At 63.5% G+C, this 14,513-nt stretch carries 12 protein-coding genes, 2 tRNA genes and 1 pseudogene; 13 read left to right on the top strand and 2 right to left on the bottom strand.

What is annotated here, in order from left to right:
• Positions 1-46: 46 nt before the first annotated feature.
• The 10 genes and pseudogenes from miaA (at position 47) to AC1ZV1_RS26975 (ending at position 9,760) form a co-directional block, all read left to right on the top strand.
• Complete coding sequence (miaA, locus tag AC1ZV1_RS27020; RefSeq protein ID WP_484294431.1) at positions 47-1,009, top strand: tRNA (adenosine(37)-N6)-dimethylallyltransferase MiaA; 963 nt, start codon at positions 47-49, stop codon at positions 1,007-1,009.
• A gap of 106 nt (positions 1,010-1,115) precedes the next feature.
• Positions 1,116-1,364, top strand: a complete 249-nt coding sequence (gene hfq / locus AC1ZV1_RS27015; protein ID WP_017520393.1) for an RNA chaperone Hfq — start codon at positions 1,116-1,118, stop codon at positions 1,362-1,364.
• Between the two features lie 12 nt (positions 1,365-1,376).
• A complete protein-coding gene (gene hflX / locus AC1ZV1_RS27010) occupies positions 1,377-2,678 on the top strand; it encodes a ribosome rescue GTPase HflX (RefSeq protein ID WP_484294430.1) in 1,302 nt (433 codons plus the stop codon).
• Positions 2,679-2,773: 95 nt separating this feature from the next.
• Positions 2,774-3,946 (top strand): FtsH protease activity modulator HflK, encoded by a 1,173-nt coding sequence (hflK, locus tag AC1ZV1_RS27005; protein ID WP_484294429.1) that lies wholly within the window; start codon positions 2,774-2,776, stop codon positions 3,944-3,946.
• Complete coding sequence (gene hflC / locus AC1ZV1_RS27000; RefSeq protein WP_088416182.1) at positions 3,946-4,815, top strand: protease modulator HflC; 870 nt, start codon at positions 3,946-3,948, stop codon at positions 4,813-4,815. The genes hflK and hflC overlap by 1 nt, the downstream gene beginning before the upstream one ends.
• 107 nt (positions 4,816-4,922) lie before the next feature.
• The gene (locus AC1ZV1_RS26995) at positions 4,923-5,108 is read left to right on the top strand and encodes a DUF2065 domain-containing protein (protein WP_484294428.1); all 186 of its coding nucleotides are present in this window, start codon (positions 4,923-4,925) and stop codon (positions 5,106-5,108) included.
• A gap of 31 nt (positions 5,109-5,139) precedes the next feature.
• The gene (locus AC1ZV1_RS26990) at positions 5,140-6,318 is read left to right on the top strand and encodes an ATP phosphoribosyltransferase regulatory subunit (protein ID WP_484294427.1); all 1,179 of its coding nucleotides are present in this window, start codon (positions 5,140-5,142) and stop codon (positions 6,316-6,318) included.
• Positions 6,319-6,384: 66 nt separating this feature from the next.
• Positions 6,385-7,680, top strand: a complete 1,296-nt coding sequence (locus AC1ZV1_RS26985; protein WP_484294426.1) for an adenylosuccinate synthase — start codon at positions 6,385-6,387, stop codon at positions 7,678-7,680.
• Positions 7,681-8,197: 517 nt separating this feature from the next.
• A pseudogene (locus AC1ZV1_RS26980) lies at positions 8,198-8,854 on the top strand (methyl-accepting chemotaxis protein); the annotation flags it as partial.
• Between the two features lie 21 nt (positions 8,855-8,875).
• Positions 8,876-9,760, top strand: a complete 885-nt coding sequence (locus AC1ZV1_RS26975; protein ID WP_484297648.1) for a methyl-accepting chemotaxis protein — start codon at positions 8,876-8,878, stop codon at positions 9,758-9,760.
• A gap of 94 nt (positions 9,761-9,854) precedes the next feature.
• Here AC1ZV1_RS26975 and AC1ZV1_RS26970 read toward each other — a convergent pair.
• Positions 9,855-9,941 (bottom strand) — tRNA-Leu (locus AC1ZV1_RS26970).
• A 146-nt stretch (positions 9,942-10,087) separates the two neighbouring features.
• A tRNA-Leu gene (locus AC1ZV1_RS26965) sits at positions 10,088-10,174 on the bottom strand.
• A 205-nt stretch (positions 10,175-10,379) separates the two neighbouring features.
• On the opposite strand from AC1ZV1_RS26965, the gene rnr reads away from it, so the two are divergent.
• From rnr to rpsF, 3 genes are all read left to right on the top strand, one after another.
• On the top strand, positions 10,380-13,124 hold the full coding sequence (gene rnr / locus AC1ZV1_RS26960) for a ribonuclease R (protein ID WP_484294425.1): 2,745 nt from the start codon (positions 10,380-10,382) through the stop codon (positions 13,122-13,124).
• The gene (rlmB, locus tag AC1ZV1_RS26955) at positions 13,121-13,873 is read left to right on the top strand and encodes a 23S rRNA (guanosine(2251)-2'-O)-methyltransferase RlmB (RefSeq protein ID WP_484294424.1); all 753 of its coding nucleotides are present in this window, start codon (positions 13,121-13,123) and stop codon (positions 13,871-13,873) included. The genes rnr and rlmB overlap by 4 nt, the downstream gene beginning before the upstream one ends.
• 203 nt (positions 13,874-14,076) lie before the next feature.
• Positions 14,077-14,493 (top strand): 30S ribosomal protein S6, encoded by a 417-nt coding sequence (rpsF, locus tag AC1ZV1_RS26950; RefSeq protein WP_015479136.1) that lies wholly within the window; start codon positions 14,077-14,079, stop codon positions 14,491-14,493.
• Positions 14,494-14,513 lie beyond the last annotated feature (20 nt).

Raw genomic sequence — 14,513 nt, 5'->3', positions numbered from 1 at the left:
ATTCCGCCGCTCGCAATGACCCGCAGTGCGTATTAACGAGTCCCCGATGTCCCTGCCTCCTGCGATATTCCTCATGGGCCCCACCGCCGCCGGCAAGACCGACCTGGCGCTGGCGTTGGCGCGTCTTCTGCCGGTAGAGCTGATCAGCGTGGATTCGGCACTGATCTACCGCGGCATGGACATTGGCACTGCCAAGCCGTCCCGCGAGGTGCTGGAGGCGTTCCCACACCGCCTCATCGACATCCGTGACCCCAGCGAGGCCTATTCGGCAGCGGAATTCCGCACCGACGCCCTGGCGGCCATGGCCGAGATCACCGCGGCCGGGAAAATCCCGCTGCTGGTCGGCGGCACCATGTTGTATTTCAAGGCATTGCTCGAAGGCTTGGCCGATATGCCCAGTGCTGATCCTGCCGTGCGTGCCGAGTTGGAAGCCTGGGCCACCGCCGAGGGCTGGGGTGCTCTGCATGAGGAGCTGGCTCGTGTCGATCCGGAATCGGCCGCGCGTATCCATCCGAACGATCCGCAGCGACTCGTTCGAGCCCTCGAAGTCTTCCGTGTCAGCGGTATGTCCATGACTGCACACCGCCTTCGTCAGGCGAGTGAAAATGCGGGTCTCGGCGCGCAAGGCAGTGGACAATTGCCGTATACTGTTGCCCATCTGGCGATCGCGCCTCTGCAGCGCCAGGTGTTGCATGAGCGTATCGCGCAACGTTTTGACCAGATGCTGGAACAGGGCTTCATCGCCGAGGTCGAACGCCTCCGCGCAAGGAATGACTTGCATGTGGGGCTGCCGTCCATAAGAGCGGTGGGTTACCGACAGGTATGGGATTACCTCGAGGGCAAACTGTCCTACGCTGAGATGGTGGAGCGCGGCGTTATTGCCACGCGGCAGCTGGCCAAGCGCCAGTTCACCTGGCTCCGTAGCTGGAGCGATCTACACTGGTTGGACAGTCAGGCAAGCGACAATTTGCCGCGTGCCTTGAAATACTTTGAGGCGGTCTCCATATAGGCTCGAGACCTTAATTCCGGCCGTCTATCCTTGGGGTTCAGGACGGCGTTAAGCCAAATACGACTATTACTAAATCAGTTTTTTACCCTTACAAGGAGTGCGGCATATGTCAAAAGGGCATTCGCTACAAGACCCTTACCTCAATACCCTGCGCAAAGAACGCGTTCCGGTTTCCATCTACCTGGTCAACGGCATCAAGCTGCAGGGTCAGATCGAATCCTTCGACCAGTTCGTCATCCTGCTGAAGAACACTGTCAGCCAGATGGTCTACAAGCACGCTATTTCCACCGTGGTCCCCAGCCGCCCCGTGCGCCTGCCCACTGGTGATCAACCGGCCGAGCCGGGCAACGTTTGACGGGAGTCCGCCTTGTTCTTTGAGCGCCCGGGTGGTGGGGAACGGGCCATTCTGGTCCATCTGGAAGGTCAGGACCCCGAGGCGCGCGAAGACCCGCAGGAATTCCAGGAACTGGCCCGTTCGGCAGGCGCGGAATCAGTTGCTTTCGTCAGTATTTCGCGCCACCAGCCCTCGGCCAAGTACCTGATCGGCAGCGGCAAGGTCGAAGAGTTGCACGACCTCGTCCACGCCGAGAAGGTCGAGCTGATCATCTTCAATCACACCCTCACGCCGAGCCAGGAGCGCAACCTCGAGCGAGCGCTCGAATGTCGCGTGCTCGATCGCACGGGTCTGATCCTCGATATCTTCGCCCAGCGCGCTCGTACCCACGAGGGCAAGCTGCAGGTGGAGCTCGCTCAGCTGGAACACATGAGCACGCGCCTGGTGCGTGGCTGGACTCACCTTGAACGCCAGAAAGGCGGTATCGGCCTGCGAGGCCCGGGTGAAACCCAGCTGGAAACCGACCGCCGCCTGCTGCGTGGGCGCATCCGCCAGATCAAGTCACGCCTGGAGAAGGTCCGCAGCCAGCGCGAGCAGGCTCGCCGTGGTCGTCGCCGTGCGGAGATTCCAGCGGTTTCGCTGGTGGGCTACACCAACGCCGGCAAGTCTACGCTGTTCAATGCGCTGACCACTTCCGAGGTCTATGCGGCCGATCAGTTGTTCGCCACCCTCGACCCGACCCTGCGCCGTCTCGAACTGGATGACGTCGGCCCGATCGTGCTGGCCGACACTGTCGGTTTCATTCGCCACCTGCCCCACAAGCTGGTGGAGGCGTTTCGAGCTACCTTGGAAGAATCCAGCAACTCCGACTTGCTGCTGCATGTGATCGACTCCCATGAGCCGGATCGTGACGCACAAATGGAACAGGTGCTGGCGGTACTGAAGGAGATCGGTGCGAACGAGTTGCCGATGCTCGAGGTGTACAACAAGATCGACCTGCTACCGGACATTCAGCCGATGATCCAGCGCGATGAGTTGGGCAAGCCGGTACGCGTCTGGCTGTCGGCACGGGAATCGCGCGGGCTGGAACTGCTGGAGCAGGCGATCGCCGAACTGCTGGGGGAGGACATGTTCGTTGGAACGCTGTGCCTCCCGCAGCGCCTGGGACGACTTCGGGCTCAGTTCTTCGAGCTGGGTGCGGTACAGTCCGAGAATCACGACGAACAGGGACGCGCCGTTTTGCAGGTCCGCCTGCCGCGTGTCGAGTTGAACCGCATGGTGAGCCGCGAAGGCTGGCAGCCGGCGGAGTTCATTGCGCAACACACTTTGCAATAAAGCCCGGCACGCTGCTTTTGGCAGGGTAAAGGGCATTCGGTAGCATAGGTGGGCGCGCCGTAGGCGCGTTTTCGCGTTATCAGATGGAGAGCGCTATGGCTTGGAATGAGCCGGGTGACAACTCGAACAAGAACGACCAGGACCCCTGGGGTGGACGCCGTGGTGGTGGTCGCCAGGGCCCGCCTGATCTGGATGAGGCCTTCCGCAAGCTGCAAGACAGCCTGAACGGAATTTTTGGCAAACCCAAGCGCGGCAGTGGTTCGGGCGGTGGCGGCGGTGGTCGGGGCGGTAGCCTCGGTCTGTTTGGCATCGGTCTGGCGATTCTCGCCGTGCTGTGGCTGTACAACGCCATCTACGTGGTGGACGAGCAGGAGCAGGCGGTGATCCTGCGCTTCGGCCAGTACCACGACACCGTGGGCCCCGGCCTGAACATCTACTTCCCGCCGATCGACAAGAAGTTCCAGGAGAACGTCACCCGCGAGCGTGCCTACAGCAAGCAGGGTCAGATGCTCACCGAGGACGAGAACATCGTCGAGGTTCCGCTGACCGTGCAATACAAGGTCAGCGATCTGAAGGACTTCGTTCTCAATGTCGACCAACCGGAAGTGAGTCTGCAGCACGCCACCGAGAGCGCCCTGCGCCACGTGGCCGGGTCCACCACCATGGACAAGATCCTCACCGAGGGCCGCGAGCAGATGGCCACCGAGGTGCGTGATCGCCTGCAACGTTTCCTTGATACCTACAAGACCGGTATCACGGTGACCCAGGTGAACATCCAAAGCGCCGCTGCACCGCGTGAAGTACAGGAAGCGTTCGACGACGTGATCCGTGCCCGCGAGGACGAACAGCGCGAGAAGAACCAGGCCGAAGCCTACGCCAATGGCGTGGTGCCCGAAGCCCGCGGTCAGGCGCAGCGCATTATCGAAGAAGCCAACGGTTACCGTGATGAGGTGGTTTCCCGAGCGCAAGGTGAGGCTGATCGCTTCGCCAAGCTGGCCGGCGAGTACCACAAGGCTCCGGAAGTCACCCGTCAGCGTCTGTACCTGGACACCATGCAGGATGTCCTGAGCCAGACCAGCAAGGTGCTGGTGACCGGTCAGCAAGGTCAGAACAACCTGATCTACCTGCCGCTGGACAAGATGATGGATGGCCGTGGTTCGGCAGCTCCAGGCAGCGCGCCCAGCGCGAGCAGCAGCGCGCCGGATATCGGTTCGCGGGTCGCCAACGACCTGCAGCAGCGTGACACGCGTACCCGGGAGAGCCGCTGATGAGTAACAAGTCCCTGATCGCCCTCATCGCGGGTGTGGTGGTTGCGGTTGCCGTCTGGAGCAGCGTCTACGTGGTGCAGCAGACCGAGCGCGCCGTTCTGCTGCGCTTCGGTCGCGTGGTCGAGCCGGATGTGAAGCCCGGCCTGCACTTCAAGATTCCGTACGTCAACACGGTGCGCAAGTTCGACGGCCGACTGCTGACCCTGGATTCGCCGACCCAGCGCTTCCTGACGCTGGAGAAGAAAGCGGTAATGGTCGACGCCTACGCCAAGTGGCGCGTCTCCGATGCCGAGCGCTTCTACACCGCGACTTCGGGCATGAAGCAGATCGCCGACGAGCGTCTGTCCCGTCGCCTGGAGGCGGGGCTGCGTGACCAGTTCGGCAAGCGCACCCTGCACGAGGTGGTGTCGGGTGAGCGTGATGCCCTGATGGGTGATATCACCGCTTCGCTGAACCGCATGGCGCAGAAGGAGTTGGGTATCGAGGTGGTCGACGTTCGCGTCAAGGCCATCGATCTGCCCAAGGAAGTCAACCGCAGCGTGTTCGAGCGCATGAGTACCGAGCGCGAGCGGGAAGCCCGTGAGCACCGCGCCAAGGGTCGCGAGCTGGCCGAAGGTATCCGTGCGGATGCCGATCGTCAGCGCCGTGTTCTGCTGGCCGAGGCGTATCGCGAGTCGGAAGAGACCCGCGGTGACGGCGATGCCAAGGCCGCGGCGATCTATGCCAAGGCCTATACCGCCGATCCGGAGTTCTACGCCTTCACGCGCAGCCTCAAGGCTTACCGCGAAAGCTTTGCAGACAAGAAGGACGTGCTGGTGCTCGATCCGAGCAACGAGTTCTTCCGCTATCTGGAAAAAGCTAAACCCTGAGTCAAACTCTCCGGCGGGCGGCAGCGCCCGCCGGAGAAATCGTGTTATCATGGGTCAGCCGGGAAATCCCGGCTTTTTTGCGTCCGCGAGAATGATGTACGAGAGCCATGTGGCAGGAATTCGGCACGGCGTTCTGTCTGTTGCTGGTGCTGGAAGGCATCCTTCCATTCCTGTATCCGCGTGGTTGGCGCGACGCCGTGAGCGGGCTCGGGCGCCTTGGCGACCGCAGTCTGAGACTCATCGGGCTGGGCAGCATGCTGCTCGGCACCGTCCTTCTTTACTGCATTCATTGAAGTGCCGCCCGGCTGAAAGGGGAGAGGCGAGATGGCAACGGTAGACCGCTGGCTGCTGCCAGATGGGATCGAGGAAGTGCTGCCACCGGAGGCGGCGCGCGTTGAAGCAGCCCGTCGTCAGGTGCTGGATCTGTTCCAGCGCTGGGGTTACGAGTTCGTCGTTACCCCGCATATCGAATACCTGGAATCCCTGCTGACTGGCGCCGGCCAGGATCTGGACCTGCGTACCTTCAAGGTCACTGATCCGGCTTCCGGCCGCCTGATGGGGTTCCGTGCGGACATCACGCCGCAAGTGGCGCGCATGGACGCCCACAGCCTGCGTCGCGAAGGCCCGAACCGCCTGTGCTATGCCGGCAGCGTGCTGCATGCCCGCCCGCGTGCGCTGGCCACGTCGCGCAGCCCGATCCAGCTGGGTGCCGAGCTTTACGGCGATACCGGCTCGGCTGGCGACGTCGAAGTCATCAGTCTGCTGCTCGATATGCTCGAGATGGCCCAGGTGCCCGATGTGCACATGGATCTCGGTCACGTCGGTATCTACCGTGGTCTGGCCCAGGCTGCCGGGCTGTCCGGCGAAGTCGAGCAACTGCTGTTCGATGCCCTGCAGCGCAAGGCCGTGGACGAAGTTGCGGCATTGACCGAAGGTCTGCCGGGCGAGCTCGCCGGCATGCTTCGCGCGCTCGCCGAACTGTGCGGTAGTCGTGTTGTGCTGGATCAGGCGCGTGACGTGCTTGCAGGCGCTCCGGCCAATGTGCAGGCGGCGCTGTCCGACCTCACCGCAATCGCCGATTCGCTGGCCGCGCGTTTCCCGCAGTTGCCGCTGTACTTCGATCTTGGCGAGCTGCGCGGCTATCACTATCACACGGGTGTGGTATTCGCCGCGTTCGTGCCTGGGGTTGGCGAGTCCATCGCTCAGGGCGGCCGTTACGACGACATCGGTGCTGACTTCGGCCGTGCGCGTCCGGCCACTGGTTTCTCTACCGACCTCAAGACCCTGGTCACTCTCGGCCGCGCCCAGCTCGATGAGCCGCGCACCGGAGTTTGGGCGCCGGCCGATGGGGCTGGCTTGTGGCAGGCGGTGCAGCAGTTGCGCCGTCAGGGCGTGCGCGTGGTGCAGGCGCTGCCCGGGCAGGATGCGGCTTCGGCCTCCGAAGCGGGCTGCGATCAGCAATTGCTGGTTCGCGATGGCAATTGGCAGGTGGCTGCGCTCTGAGGCGCGTCACTTCGAGTTTCTGCCGGCCGCGGCCGGCACCGAACATCCACGATGGGGACAAGAGTTATGGGTAAGAATGTCGTAGTCCTGGGCACCCAGTGGGGTGATGAGGGCAAAGGCAAGATCGTCGACCTGCTGACCGACCAGGCTGCTGCCGTGGTGCGTTACCAGGGCGGCCACAACGCCGGTCATACCCTGGTGGTCGCTGGCGAGAAGACCGTACTGCACCTGATTCCGTCGGGCATCCTGCGCGAAGGCGTGCAGTGCCTGATCGGCAACGGCGTGGTGCTGGCGCCCGACGCGCTGATGCGCGAGATCGCCAAGCTGGAGGAGAAGGGCGTACCGGTGCGCGAACGCCTGCGCATCAGCCCGTCCTGCCCGCTGATCCTGTCCTTCCACGTGGCGCTGGACCAGGCGCGCGAGAAGGCTCGCGGCGACGCGAAGATCGGTACCACCGGTCGTGGCATTGGCCCGGCATACGAAGACAAGGTGGCCCGTCGTGGCCTGCGCGTGGGGGATCTGTTCCATCGCGAGCGCTTTGCCGCCAAGCTGGGCGAGCTGCTGGACTACCACAACTTCGTCCTGCAGAACTATTACAAGGAGCCGGCCGTCGACTTCCAGAAGACGCTCGACGAGTGCATGGCCTATGCCGAAGAGCTGCGTCCGCTGATGACCGACGTGACTTCGACGCTGCACGATCTGCGCCGCGCCGACGAGAACATCATGTTCGAAGGCGCCCAGGGCTCGCTGCTGGACATCGACCATGGCACCTACCCGTTCGTTACCAGCTCCAACACCACCGCTGGCGGCACTGCTACCGGTTCGGGCTTTGGTCCGCTGTACCTGGATTACATCCTGGGTATCACCAAGGCCTACACCACTCGCGTGGGTTCCGGTCCGTTCCCGACCGAGCTGTTCGATGAGGTCGGTGCGCGTCTGGCCAAGGTGGGCCACGAGTTCGGCGCCACTACCGGGCGTGCCCGTCGTTGTGGCTGGTTCGATGCCGTCATCCTGCGTCGTGCCATTGAGATCAACAGCCTGTCGGGCCTCTGCCTGACCAAGCTGGACGTTCTCGACGGCCTGGAAACCGTGCGTATCTGCACCGGTTACAAGAACGCCGCCGGCGAATTGCTGACCGACGCCCCGACCGACGCCGACAGCTACATCGGCCTGCAGCCGATCTACGAGGACCTGCCGGGCTGGAGCGAGTCCACCGTCGGCGTACAGAGCCTGGAAGGCCTGCCGGCCAATGCGCGCGCTTACATCAAGCGCATCGAGGCGCTGGTCGGTGCGCCCATCGACATCATCTCCACCGGCCCGGACCGTGCAGAGACCATCGTCCTGCGCCATCCATTCGGCTGATCCTCAGCTGTGTACTGCAACGGGCCGCTCATGCGGCCCGTTGTCGTTTCCGGGGTTCGAATCTGCGCGGCGGCACGCGCTTTGCTGGTGAAACGGAACGGCGCACTTCGCGCCAGACATCCGTTACGTCCGGAGGAAGCCCGCCGTGTCCGCCGTCCTGTCGCTCCTGCGCAGCCGCCTGCTGCGCCCTGCTTTTATCGCCCTTGGGATCGCGCTGCTGGTACAACTGGCAGTCGCCCTCTGGCTGACCCGTAGCACCGTTGATGGCCTGGTTGCTGACCTGAGTGCGCACCTGGGTGACGAATCGCTACGCCTGGCGGGCGAGTTGGGGCAGGCTGGCAAGGAGGTCACCACCGGGCTGAACGATCTTTCCGTGCGCACCCGTGAGCGTCTGGGCGCGGCGCTTTCGGCGCGCCTGGAGGAAGAGCAGGGCCAGTTGCGCGAAGGACTGGAGCAGAGCCTGCGCCAGTCCGCCACCGAATTGGCGCAGCTGCTCGCTGCCGTCGCACCCAAGGCCATGTGGGATAACGACGTCCCGCTGCTATCTGACTACGCTCGGCGAGCCCAGGCCAATCCGAACGTGCTCTTCGTGGTCTATGACGATCCTCAGGGTCAGCACCTGACCCGCTATCTCAATCGCGAGGATCCGCGGGTCCAGGCGCTGCTGGCGAAAGGCAAGGGTGAGCGCGCCCTGGACAAGGTACTCGAAGCGGCAAGTCATGACGCCTCGGTATTCCTCGTCGAGGCGCCGATCAGTCCTAACGGTGTCGTCATCGGTACGGTACGCCTGGGGGTTTCCACCGATGCCATCGAGAAGCAGATCGCCGCGCTGGATCAGCGCTTCTCCGCCCTGGTTGCCAGCGGTGATCAGTTGGTGGGTGACAGTCTCACTGGTGCGGCTGCCGATAGCACCAAAGCGCTCACGGCGCGCCTGCAGTCGGCGAAGCAGGCGGCCGACGCGATGAGTCAAGGTGCGAAAGTCTCCATCGAAGAGGCGGCAGGAACGCTGCGTTGGCGCATCGGTATGGGGCTTCTGCTGGTGGGGCTTGGTGTCCTGTTATGCCTGGCGATCGTACTGGGTCGTCGTGTGGTGAATCGCCTGCGCCTGCTGATCGATGCGTTGAACGACCTGGCTGCCGGGGAGGGCGACCTCACCCGTCGCGTGCGGTTGGACAGTCGCGATGAGCTGGGTGAAATGGCAGCCGCAGTGAATCGCTTTGTCGACAAGCTTCAGCCTATCGTGCGCGAGGCGGGGCTGGTGGCACGGCAGACTGGCAACGAGATCGCCGCGTTGGCCGGCCGCAGTGCCAGTGCCGAGGCGGCGGCGGATCGGCAGCACAACGAAGTGGCCGGCAGTCTGGAGGCACTCTCCGGCATGGCCGCGGAAGCAGAAATGGAAAGCCGCTCCATGCAGGCGGCTCTGGCGCGGGTGGGGGAAATCCGCAAGGCGGCGCAGGACAATGCAGCCATTGCCCGCAAGGTGGGTGGCCTGATCGCAACCCTGGAGTCCCGCGTGCAGAATGGCGCCGGCGTCATCGAGCGCCTGGCGCGGCAGAGTGAGCAGATCGAAGTGGTGCTCTCGGTAATCCATGGCATCGCCGAGCAGACCAACCTGCTGGCACTGAACGCGGCCATCGAAGCGGCGCGCGCCGGCGAAAGCGGACGCGGATTTGCCGTGGTAGCCGACGAGGTGCGTGCACTGGCCAGCAAGACCCAGCAATCAACTGGTGATATCCAGTCACACATCGGCGCGTTGCAGGAAGGCGCTCGTGAGGCCGTCTCCGCCATTGGTCAGGCGCGCGAGCAGGCGGTGCAGGGGCTGGCTGCGCTGCAGGACAGTGAGCGGCTGCAACGCGAAGTGCAGAGCGCCGTGGAGGAAGTGCATGGCGCTATCGAAGCGGCAACGCATTCGGCCCAGCAGCAGGCGGCTGGCGCTGCGGCGGTGCGCGGGCGGGTCGAAGTGATCCATGCCGAGGCAAGTCGAGCTGCGGAAGCGGTCAGTGCGACCGCCAGCAGTGGGCGGGTGCTCGATGGGTTGGCCGGTCAACTGCGCGCCAGTCTGGGGCAGTTCAAGGCGTGATGGTGTGGGGCGGGCGCTGCGGCGCTCAGCTCCAGATGACTCGGAAAGCCGAAAACGAAAAAGCCGAGCATGGCTCGGCTTTTTCGTTTGAAGATGGTGCCCAGGAGAAGACTCGAACTTCCACGGTGTTGCCACCGCTAGGACCTGAACCTAGTGCGTCTACCAATTCCGCCACCTGGGCATGCTTTTCAGCATGGGGTGCGATGATCGCTCATCGTCTTGCGGTGATGCAACCCTTGGTTGCATCTGACGGTCTATTGTTCGGTTATCAGGGTTCCGAACCCGTCCGATAAAGCCAATAAAGGACTGACTTTACCCTTGAATAAGTGGTGCCCAGGAGAAGACTCGAACTTCCACGGTGTTGCCACCGCTAGGACCTGAACCTAGTGCGTCTACCAATTCCGCCACCTGGGCACTGGAGTCGATGATTGCTCATCGTTTCCGTGTTACAACATCTGTCTGACGCTGTGGGCGCGAACTATACGGAGAGCGTTTTCGCTTGTAAACCCCTGATGCGATAAAAAATTTATTCTTGCCCGAAGCTGACCGACGGGCGGGTTTCGCGCTTCAATAAGCACATGGCGATCCATATCCCTATATATAAGGTGACCGCACTTTAATGGCCGATTGGCAAAACCTCGATCCCGAGGCCGCCCGCGAGGCGGAAAAATACGACAACCCCATCCCTAGCCGTGAACTCATCCTGGCGCATCTCGCCGAACGCGGCGCGCCCGCGACGCGTTCCCAATTGATGGATGAGCTCGGCCTCTCCGGCGAAGAGCCGGAAGAAGCGCTGCGCCGCCGACTGCGTGCCATGGAGCGCGACGGCCAGCTTATCTATACCCGCCGTGGCGCCTACGCGCCGGTGGACAAGCTCGACCTGATCCTCGGCCGCATCGCCGGCCACCGCGACGGCTTCGGTTTCCTGATCCCCGATGACGGCAGCGACGACCTGTTCCTCAGTCCGACGCAGATGCGCCTGGTATTCGACGGCGACCGCGCCCTGGCGCGTGTGTCCGGCTTTGACCGCCGTGGTCGCCGCGAAGGTGCGATCGTCGAAGTGGTCGAGCGCGCCCACGAGACCATCGTCGGTCGCTACTTCGACGAGAGCGGCATCGGCACGGTCGTGGCAGACAACCCGAAGATCCAGCAGGAAGTGCTGATCCCCCCGGGCAAGGCCGGCAAGGCGAAGCACAACCAGTTCGTCCAGGTGCGCATCGACGTCTGGCCGAGCGTGCATCGCCAGGCCCAGGGCGAAGTGGTGGAAGTGCTCGGCGACTACATGGCGCCGGGCATGGAAATCGAAGTCGCGCTGCGCAGCTATGACATTCCTCACACCTGGCCCGAAGCCGTGGAGAAGGAAGCGGCCAAGCTCAAGCCCGAAGTGCTGGAGAAGGACAAGGAAAAGCGCGTCGACCTGCGCGCCCTGCCTTTTGTCACCATCGACGGCGAGGACGCCCGCGACTTCGACGACGCGGTCTATGCCGAGAAGCGCAAGGGGGGCGGCTGGAAGTTGTTCGTCGCCATCGCCGACGTCTCTCATTATGTGAAGGTCGGTTCGGCCCTGGATGAAGAGGCGGCCAAGCGCGGTAACTCGGTGTACTTCCCCGAGCGCGTCATCCCGATGCTGCCGGAAATCCTCTCCAACGGCTTGTGCTCCCTGAATCCGCTGGTCGATCGCCTGGCCATGGTCTGCGAGATGAACCTCTCGAAGGCCGGAAAGATGACTGACTACCAGTTCTATGAGGCGGTCATTCATTCCCACGCGCGGCTGACCTATACCAAGGTCAGCCAGTACCTGGAAACTCCTGACAGCCCTGAAGGCCAGCGCCTGAAGGAGCAGTTGCCGGCGGTGGTGCCGCACCTCAATACGCTGTATGACCTGTACAAGGTCCTCGTCGGCGCGCGCCACGTCCGCGGTGCAATCGATTTCGAGACCCAGGAAACCCGCATTGTCTTCGGCGCGGACCGCAAGATCTCGGAGATCCGCCCGACTCAGCGCAACGATGCGCACAAGCTGATCGAGGAGTGCATGCTGGCGGCCAACGTTGCCACCGCCAAATTCCTCGAGAAGCACGGCATCCCAGCGCTGTACCGCGTTCACGATGGTCCGCCGCAGGAGAAGCTGAACAACCTGCGTCAATTCCTCGGTGAACTGGGCCTGACTCTCTATCGCGGCAAGGGCGATCCGACTCCGGCGGACTACCAGAAGCTGCTGGAGTCCATCCAGGGCCGTCCGGACCTGCAACTGATCCAGACCGTGATGCTGCGCTCCCTGAGCCAGGCGGTGTACAGCCCCGAGAACGCCGGGCACTTCGGCTTGAACTACGAGGCATACACCCACTTCACCTCGCCGATCCGCCGCTATCCGGACTTGCTGACCCATCGCGCCATTCGTGGCCTGATCCGCTCCAAGGCGGCGTCGGAGCATGTGCAGCGCGTCGGCGCTGCGAGCATGCCCAAGGCGCGTATCTATCCGTACGACGAAGCCCGCCTGGCCCAGTTGGGCGAGCAGTGCTCGATGACCGAGCGTCGTGCCGATGAAGCAACCCGCGACGTCACCAACTGGCTGAAGTGCGAGTTCATGCGTGAGCGCGTGGGCGAGACCTTCCCCGGCGTGATCACCGCGGTGACCGGTTTCGGCATCTTCGTCGAACTGAGCGATATCTATGTAGAAGGCCTGGTGCACGTCACCGCGCTGCCCGGTGACTACTACCACTTCGATGCCGTGCATCACCGCCTGAGCGGCGAGCGTACCGGCCGCAGCTTCCGCCTGGGTGACACCGTGGAAGTCGTGGTGGCGCGCGTCGACCTGGATGAGCGCAAGATCGACTTCGAGCTCTCCGACAACGTGCTCAGCGCGCCCATCGGCCGCAAGAAGCGTGGTGAGAAGACTGAGCCGGTCGCCAAGGGTAGGGCGGCCAAAGGCAAGGCGGCCAAAGGCAAGGTGCCCGGGGGCGTGACGGCAAAAGACAAGCCGACCAGGGCGCCTCGTGCGGTGGCGGACGATCCGTATCTCGCTCCGGACGTTGCCGTGCAGCCACGCAAGCGCAAGGTCGGCGTGGTTCAGGCCCTGCCGTCGGTCGCCCCGGAAATGCTCGCCAAGGCCGAGGAAATGCTCGGTAACACCGATGTACGCAAGAGTCGCGAAGTGAAGAAGGCGTTGCTCGAGGAGGCCAAGGTCGGCGGCAACAAGCCGGCGGCCGGCAAAGGCAAGGGCGCACCCGTCGCGGGCAAGCCGCGCAATCCGTCGAAACAGAAAGCCCGGTCTGGCAAGTCGACCAAGCACCGCAAGGGCTCTGCCGCGCCCAAGTCGGGTGCTACTGGCGGCGCGCCGGCCAGCAAGCGTAAGGCGAAGAAATGAGTCAGTGGGAAAAGGTCTACGGGGTCCATGCCGTAGAGGCGTTGCTGCGTCATCACCCCAAGCGGGTCAAACAGTTGTGGCTAGCTGAGGGCCGCCAGGATCCGCGCGTTCAGGCGCTGGTCGATCTGGCCGGCCAGGCGCGCGTGCCTGTAGGTACGCGCGACCGCAAGGAACTGGATGAGTGGGCCGAGGGCGTGCACCAGGGCGTGGTCGCCGAAGTCAGCCCCAGCCAGGTGTGGGGCGAGAACATGCTGGAGGAGCTGTTGGAGCGCTCCACCGGTCCGGCGCTGCTGCTGGTACTGGACGGCGTGACCGACCCGCACAACCTCGGCGCCTGCCTGCGTACCGCCGATGCGGCGGGCGCGCTGGCGGTCATCGTGCCGAAGGACAAGTCCGCCACCCTTAACGCTACCGTGCGTAAAGTGGCCTGCGGCGCCGCCGAAGTCATCCCGTTGGTGGCGGTGACCAACCTTGCGCGCACCCTGGAAAAACTCCAGCAGCGCGGCCTGTGGATCGTCGGCACCGCTGGCGAGGCGACCCAGATGCTCTATGAACTCGACCTCACCGGGCCGACCGTGCTGGTGATGGGCGCCGAGGGCAAGGGGATGCGCCGTCTGACCCGCGATCACTGTGACTACCTGGCCAAGCTGCCGATGCAAGGCAGCGTCAGCAGCCTGAACGTCTCCGTGGCTACCGGTGTCTGCCTCTTCGAGATCGTCCGCCAGCGCCAGCTCAAGGCCGGCGCCTGACGTCCCCACGCGAGGCGGCTCATGCCGCCTCGCGCTGTTCAAAGTTTCACCAGTTTTCCTTGCGCCACCCGGCACGCTTCTCTAGAATGTCGGCCCTTGTCGTCCGGGCAGGCGTTCGCGCGTGCTTCCGAGCGGCAAGGAAAAAATCATTCACTCCTTGTCTGACCGCTTTGTCGGCAGGCTGCAATCCGTAAGGAGCATTTATGCGTCATTACGAAATCGTGTTCCTGGTTCACCCGGACCAGAGCGAACAAGTCGGTGGCATGGTCGAGCGTTACACCAAGGCCATCGAAGAAGACGGCGGCAAAGTCCACCGTCTGGAAGACTGGGGCCGTCGTCAGCTGGCTTACGCCATCAACAACGTGCACAAGGCTCACTACGTTCTGATGAACGTCGAGTGCACCGCCAAGGCCCTGGCAGAAATGGAAGACAACTTCCGTTACAACGACGCCGTGATCCGTAACATGGTCATCCGTCGCGACGAAGCCGTTACCGGCCAGTCCGAAATGCTGAAGGCCGAAGAGAGCCGCAACGAGCGCCGCGAGCGCCGTGAGCGTCCCGAATCGAACGAGGGCGAGTCCGCTGACGGCGAAGATAGCCGCGACAGCGCTGACGAGTAATCCCGGACCAGTATTGAGGA

This window comes from Pseudomonas sp. BB438, assembly GCF_057180225.1.
Note: the sequence above shows the minus strand (reverse complement) of the source record. Positions and strands in the feature narration are given on the sequence as shown.

Bases quoted from the DNA above. Each gene is read 5' to 3' on its own strand.
- miaA (WP_484294431.1), top strand. From the start codon at position 47: ATGTCCCTGCCTCCTGCGATATTCCTCATGGGCCCCACCGCCGCCGGC.
- hfq (WP_017520393.1), top strand. From the start codon at position 1,116: ATGTCAAAAGGGCATTCGCTACAAGACCCTTACCTCAATACCCTGCGC.
- hflK (WP_484294429.1), top strand. From the start codon at position 2,774: ATGGCTTGGAATGAGCCGGGTGACAACTCGAACAAGAACGACCAGGAC.
- hflC (WP_088416182.1), top strand. From the start codon at position 3,946: ATGAGTAACAAGTCCCTGATCGCCCTCATCGCGGGTGTGGTGGTTGCG.
- AC1ZV1_RS26995 (WP_484294428.1), top strand. From the start codon at position 4,923: ATGTGGCAGGAATTCGGCACGGCGTTCTGTCTGTTGCTGGTGCTGGAA.
- AC1ZV1_RS26990 (WP_484294427.1), top strand. From the start codon at position 5,140: ATGGCAACGGTAGACCGCTGGCTGCTGCCAGATGGGATCGAGGAAGTG.
- AC1ZV1_RS26985 (WP_484294426.1), top strand. From the start codon at position 6,385: ATGGGTAAGAATGTCGTAGTCCTGGGCACCCAGTGGGGTGATGAGGGC.
- AC1ZV1_RS26975 (WP_484297648.1), top strand. From the start codon at position 8,876: ATGGCAGCCGCAGTGAATCGCTTTGTCGACAAGCTTCAGCCTATCGTG.
- rnr (WP_484294425.1), top strand. From the start codon at position 10,380: ATGGCCGATTGGCAAAACCTCGATCCCGAGGCCGCCCGCGAGGCGGAA.
- rlmB (WP_484294424.1), top strand. From the start codon at position 13,121: ATGAGTCAGTGGGAAAAGGTCTACGGGGTCCATGCCGTAGAGGCGTTG.
- rpsF (WP_015479136.1), top strand. From the start codon at position 14,077: ATGCGTCATTACGAAATCGTGTTCCTGGTTCACCCGGACCAGAGCGAA.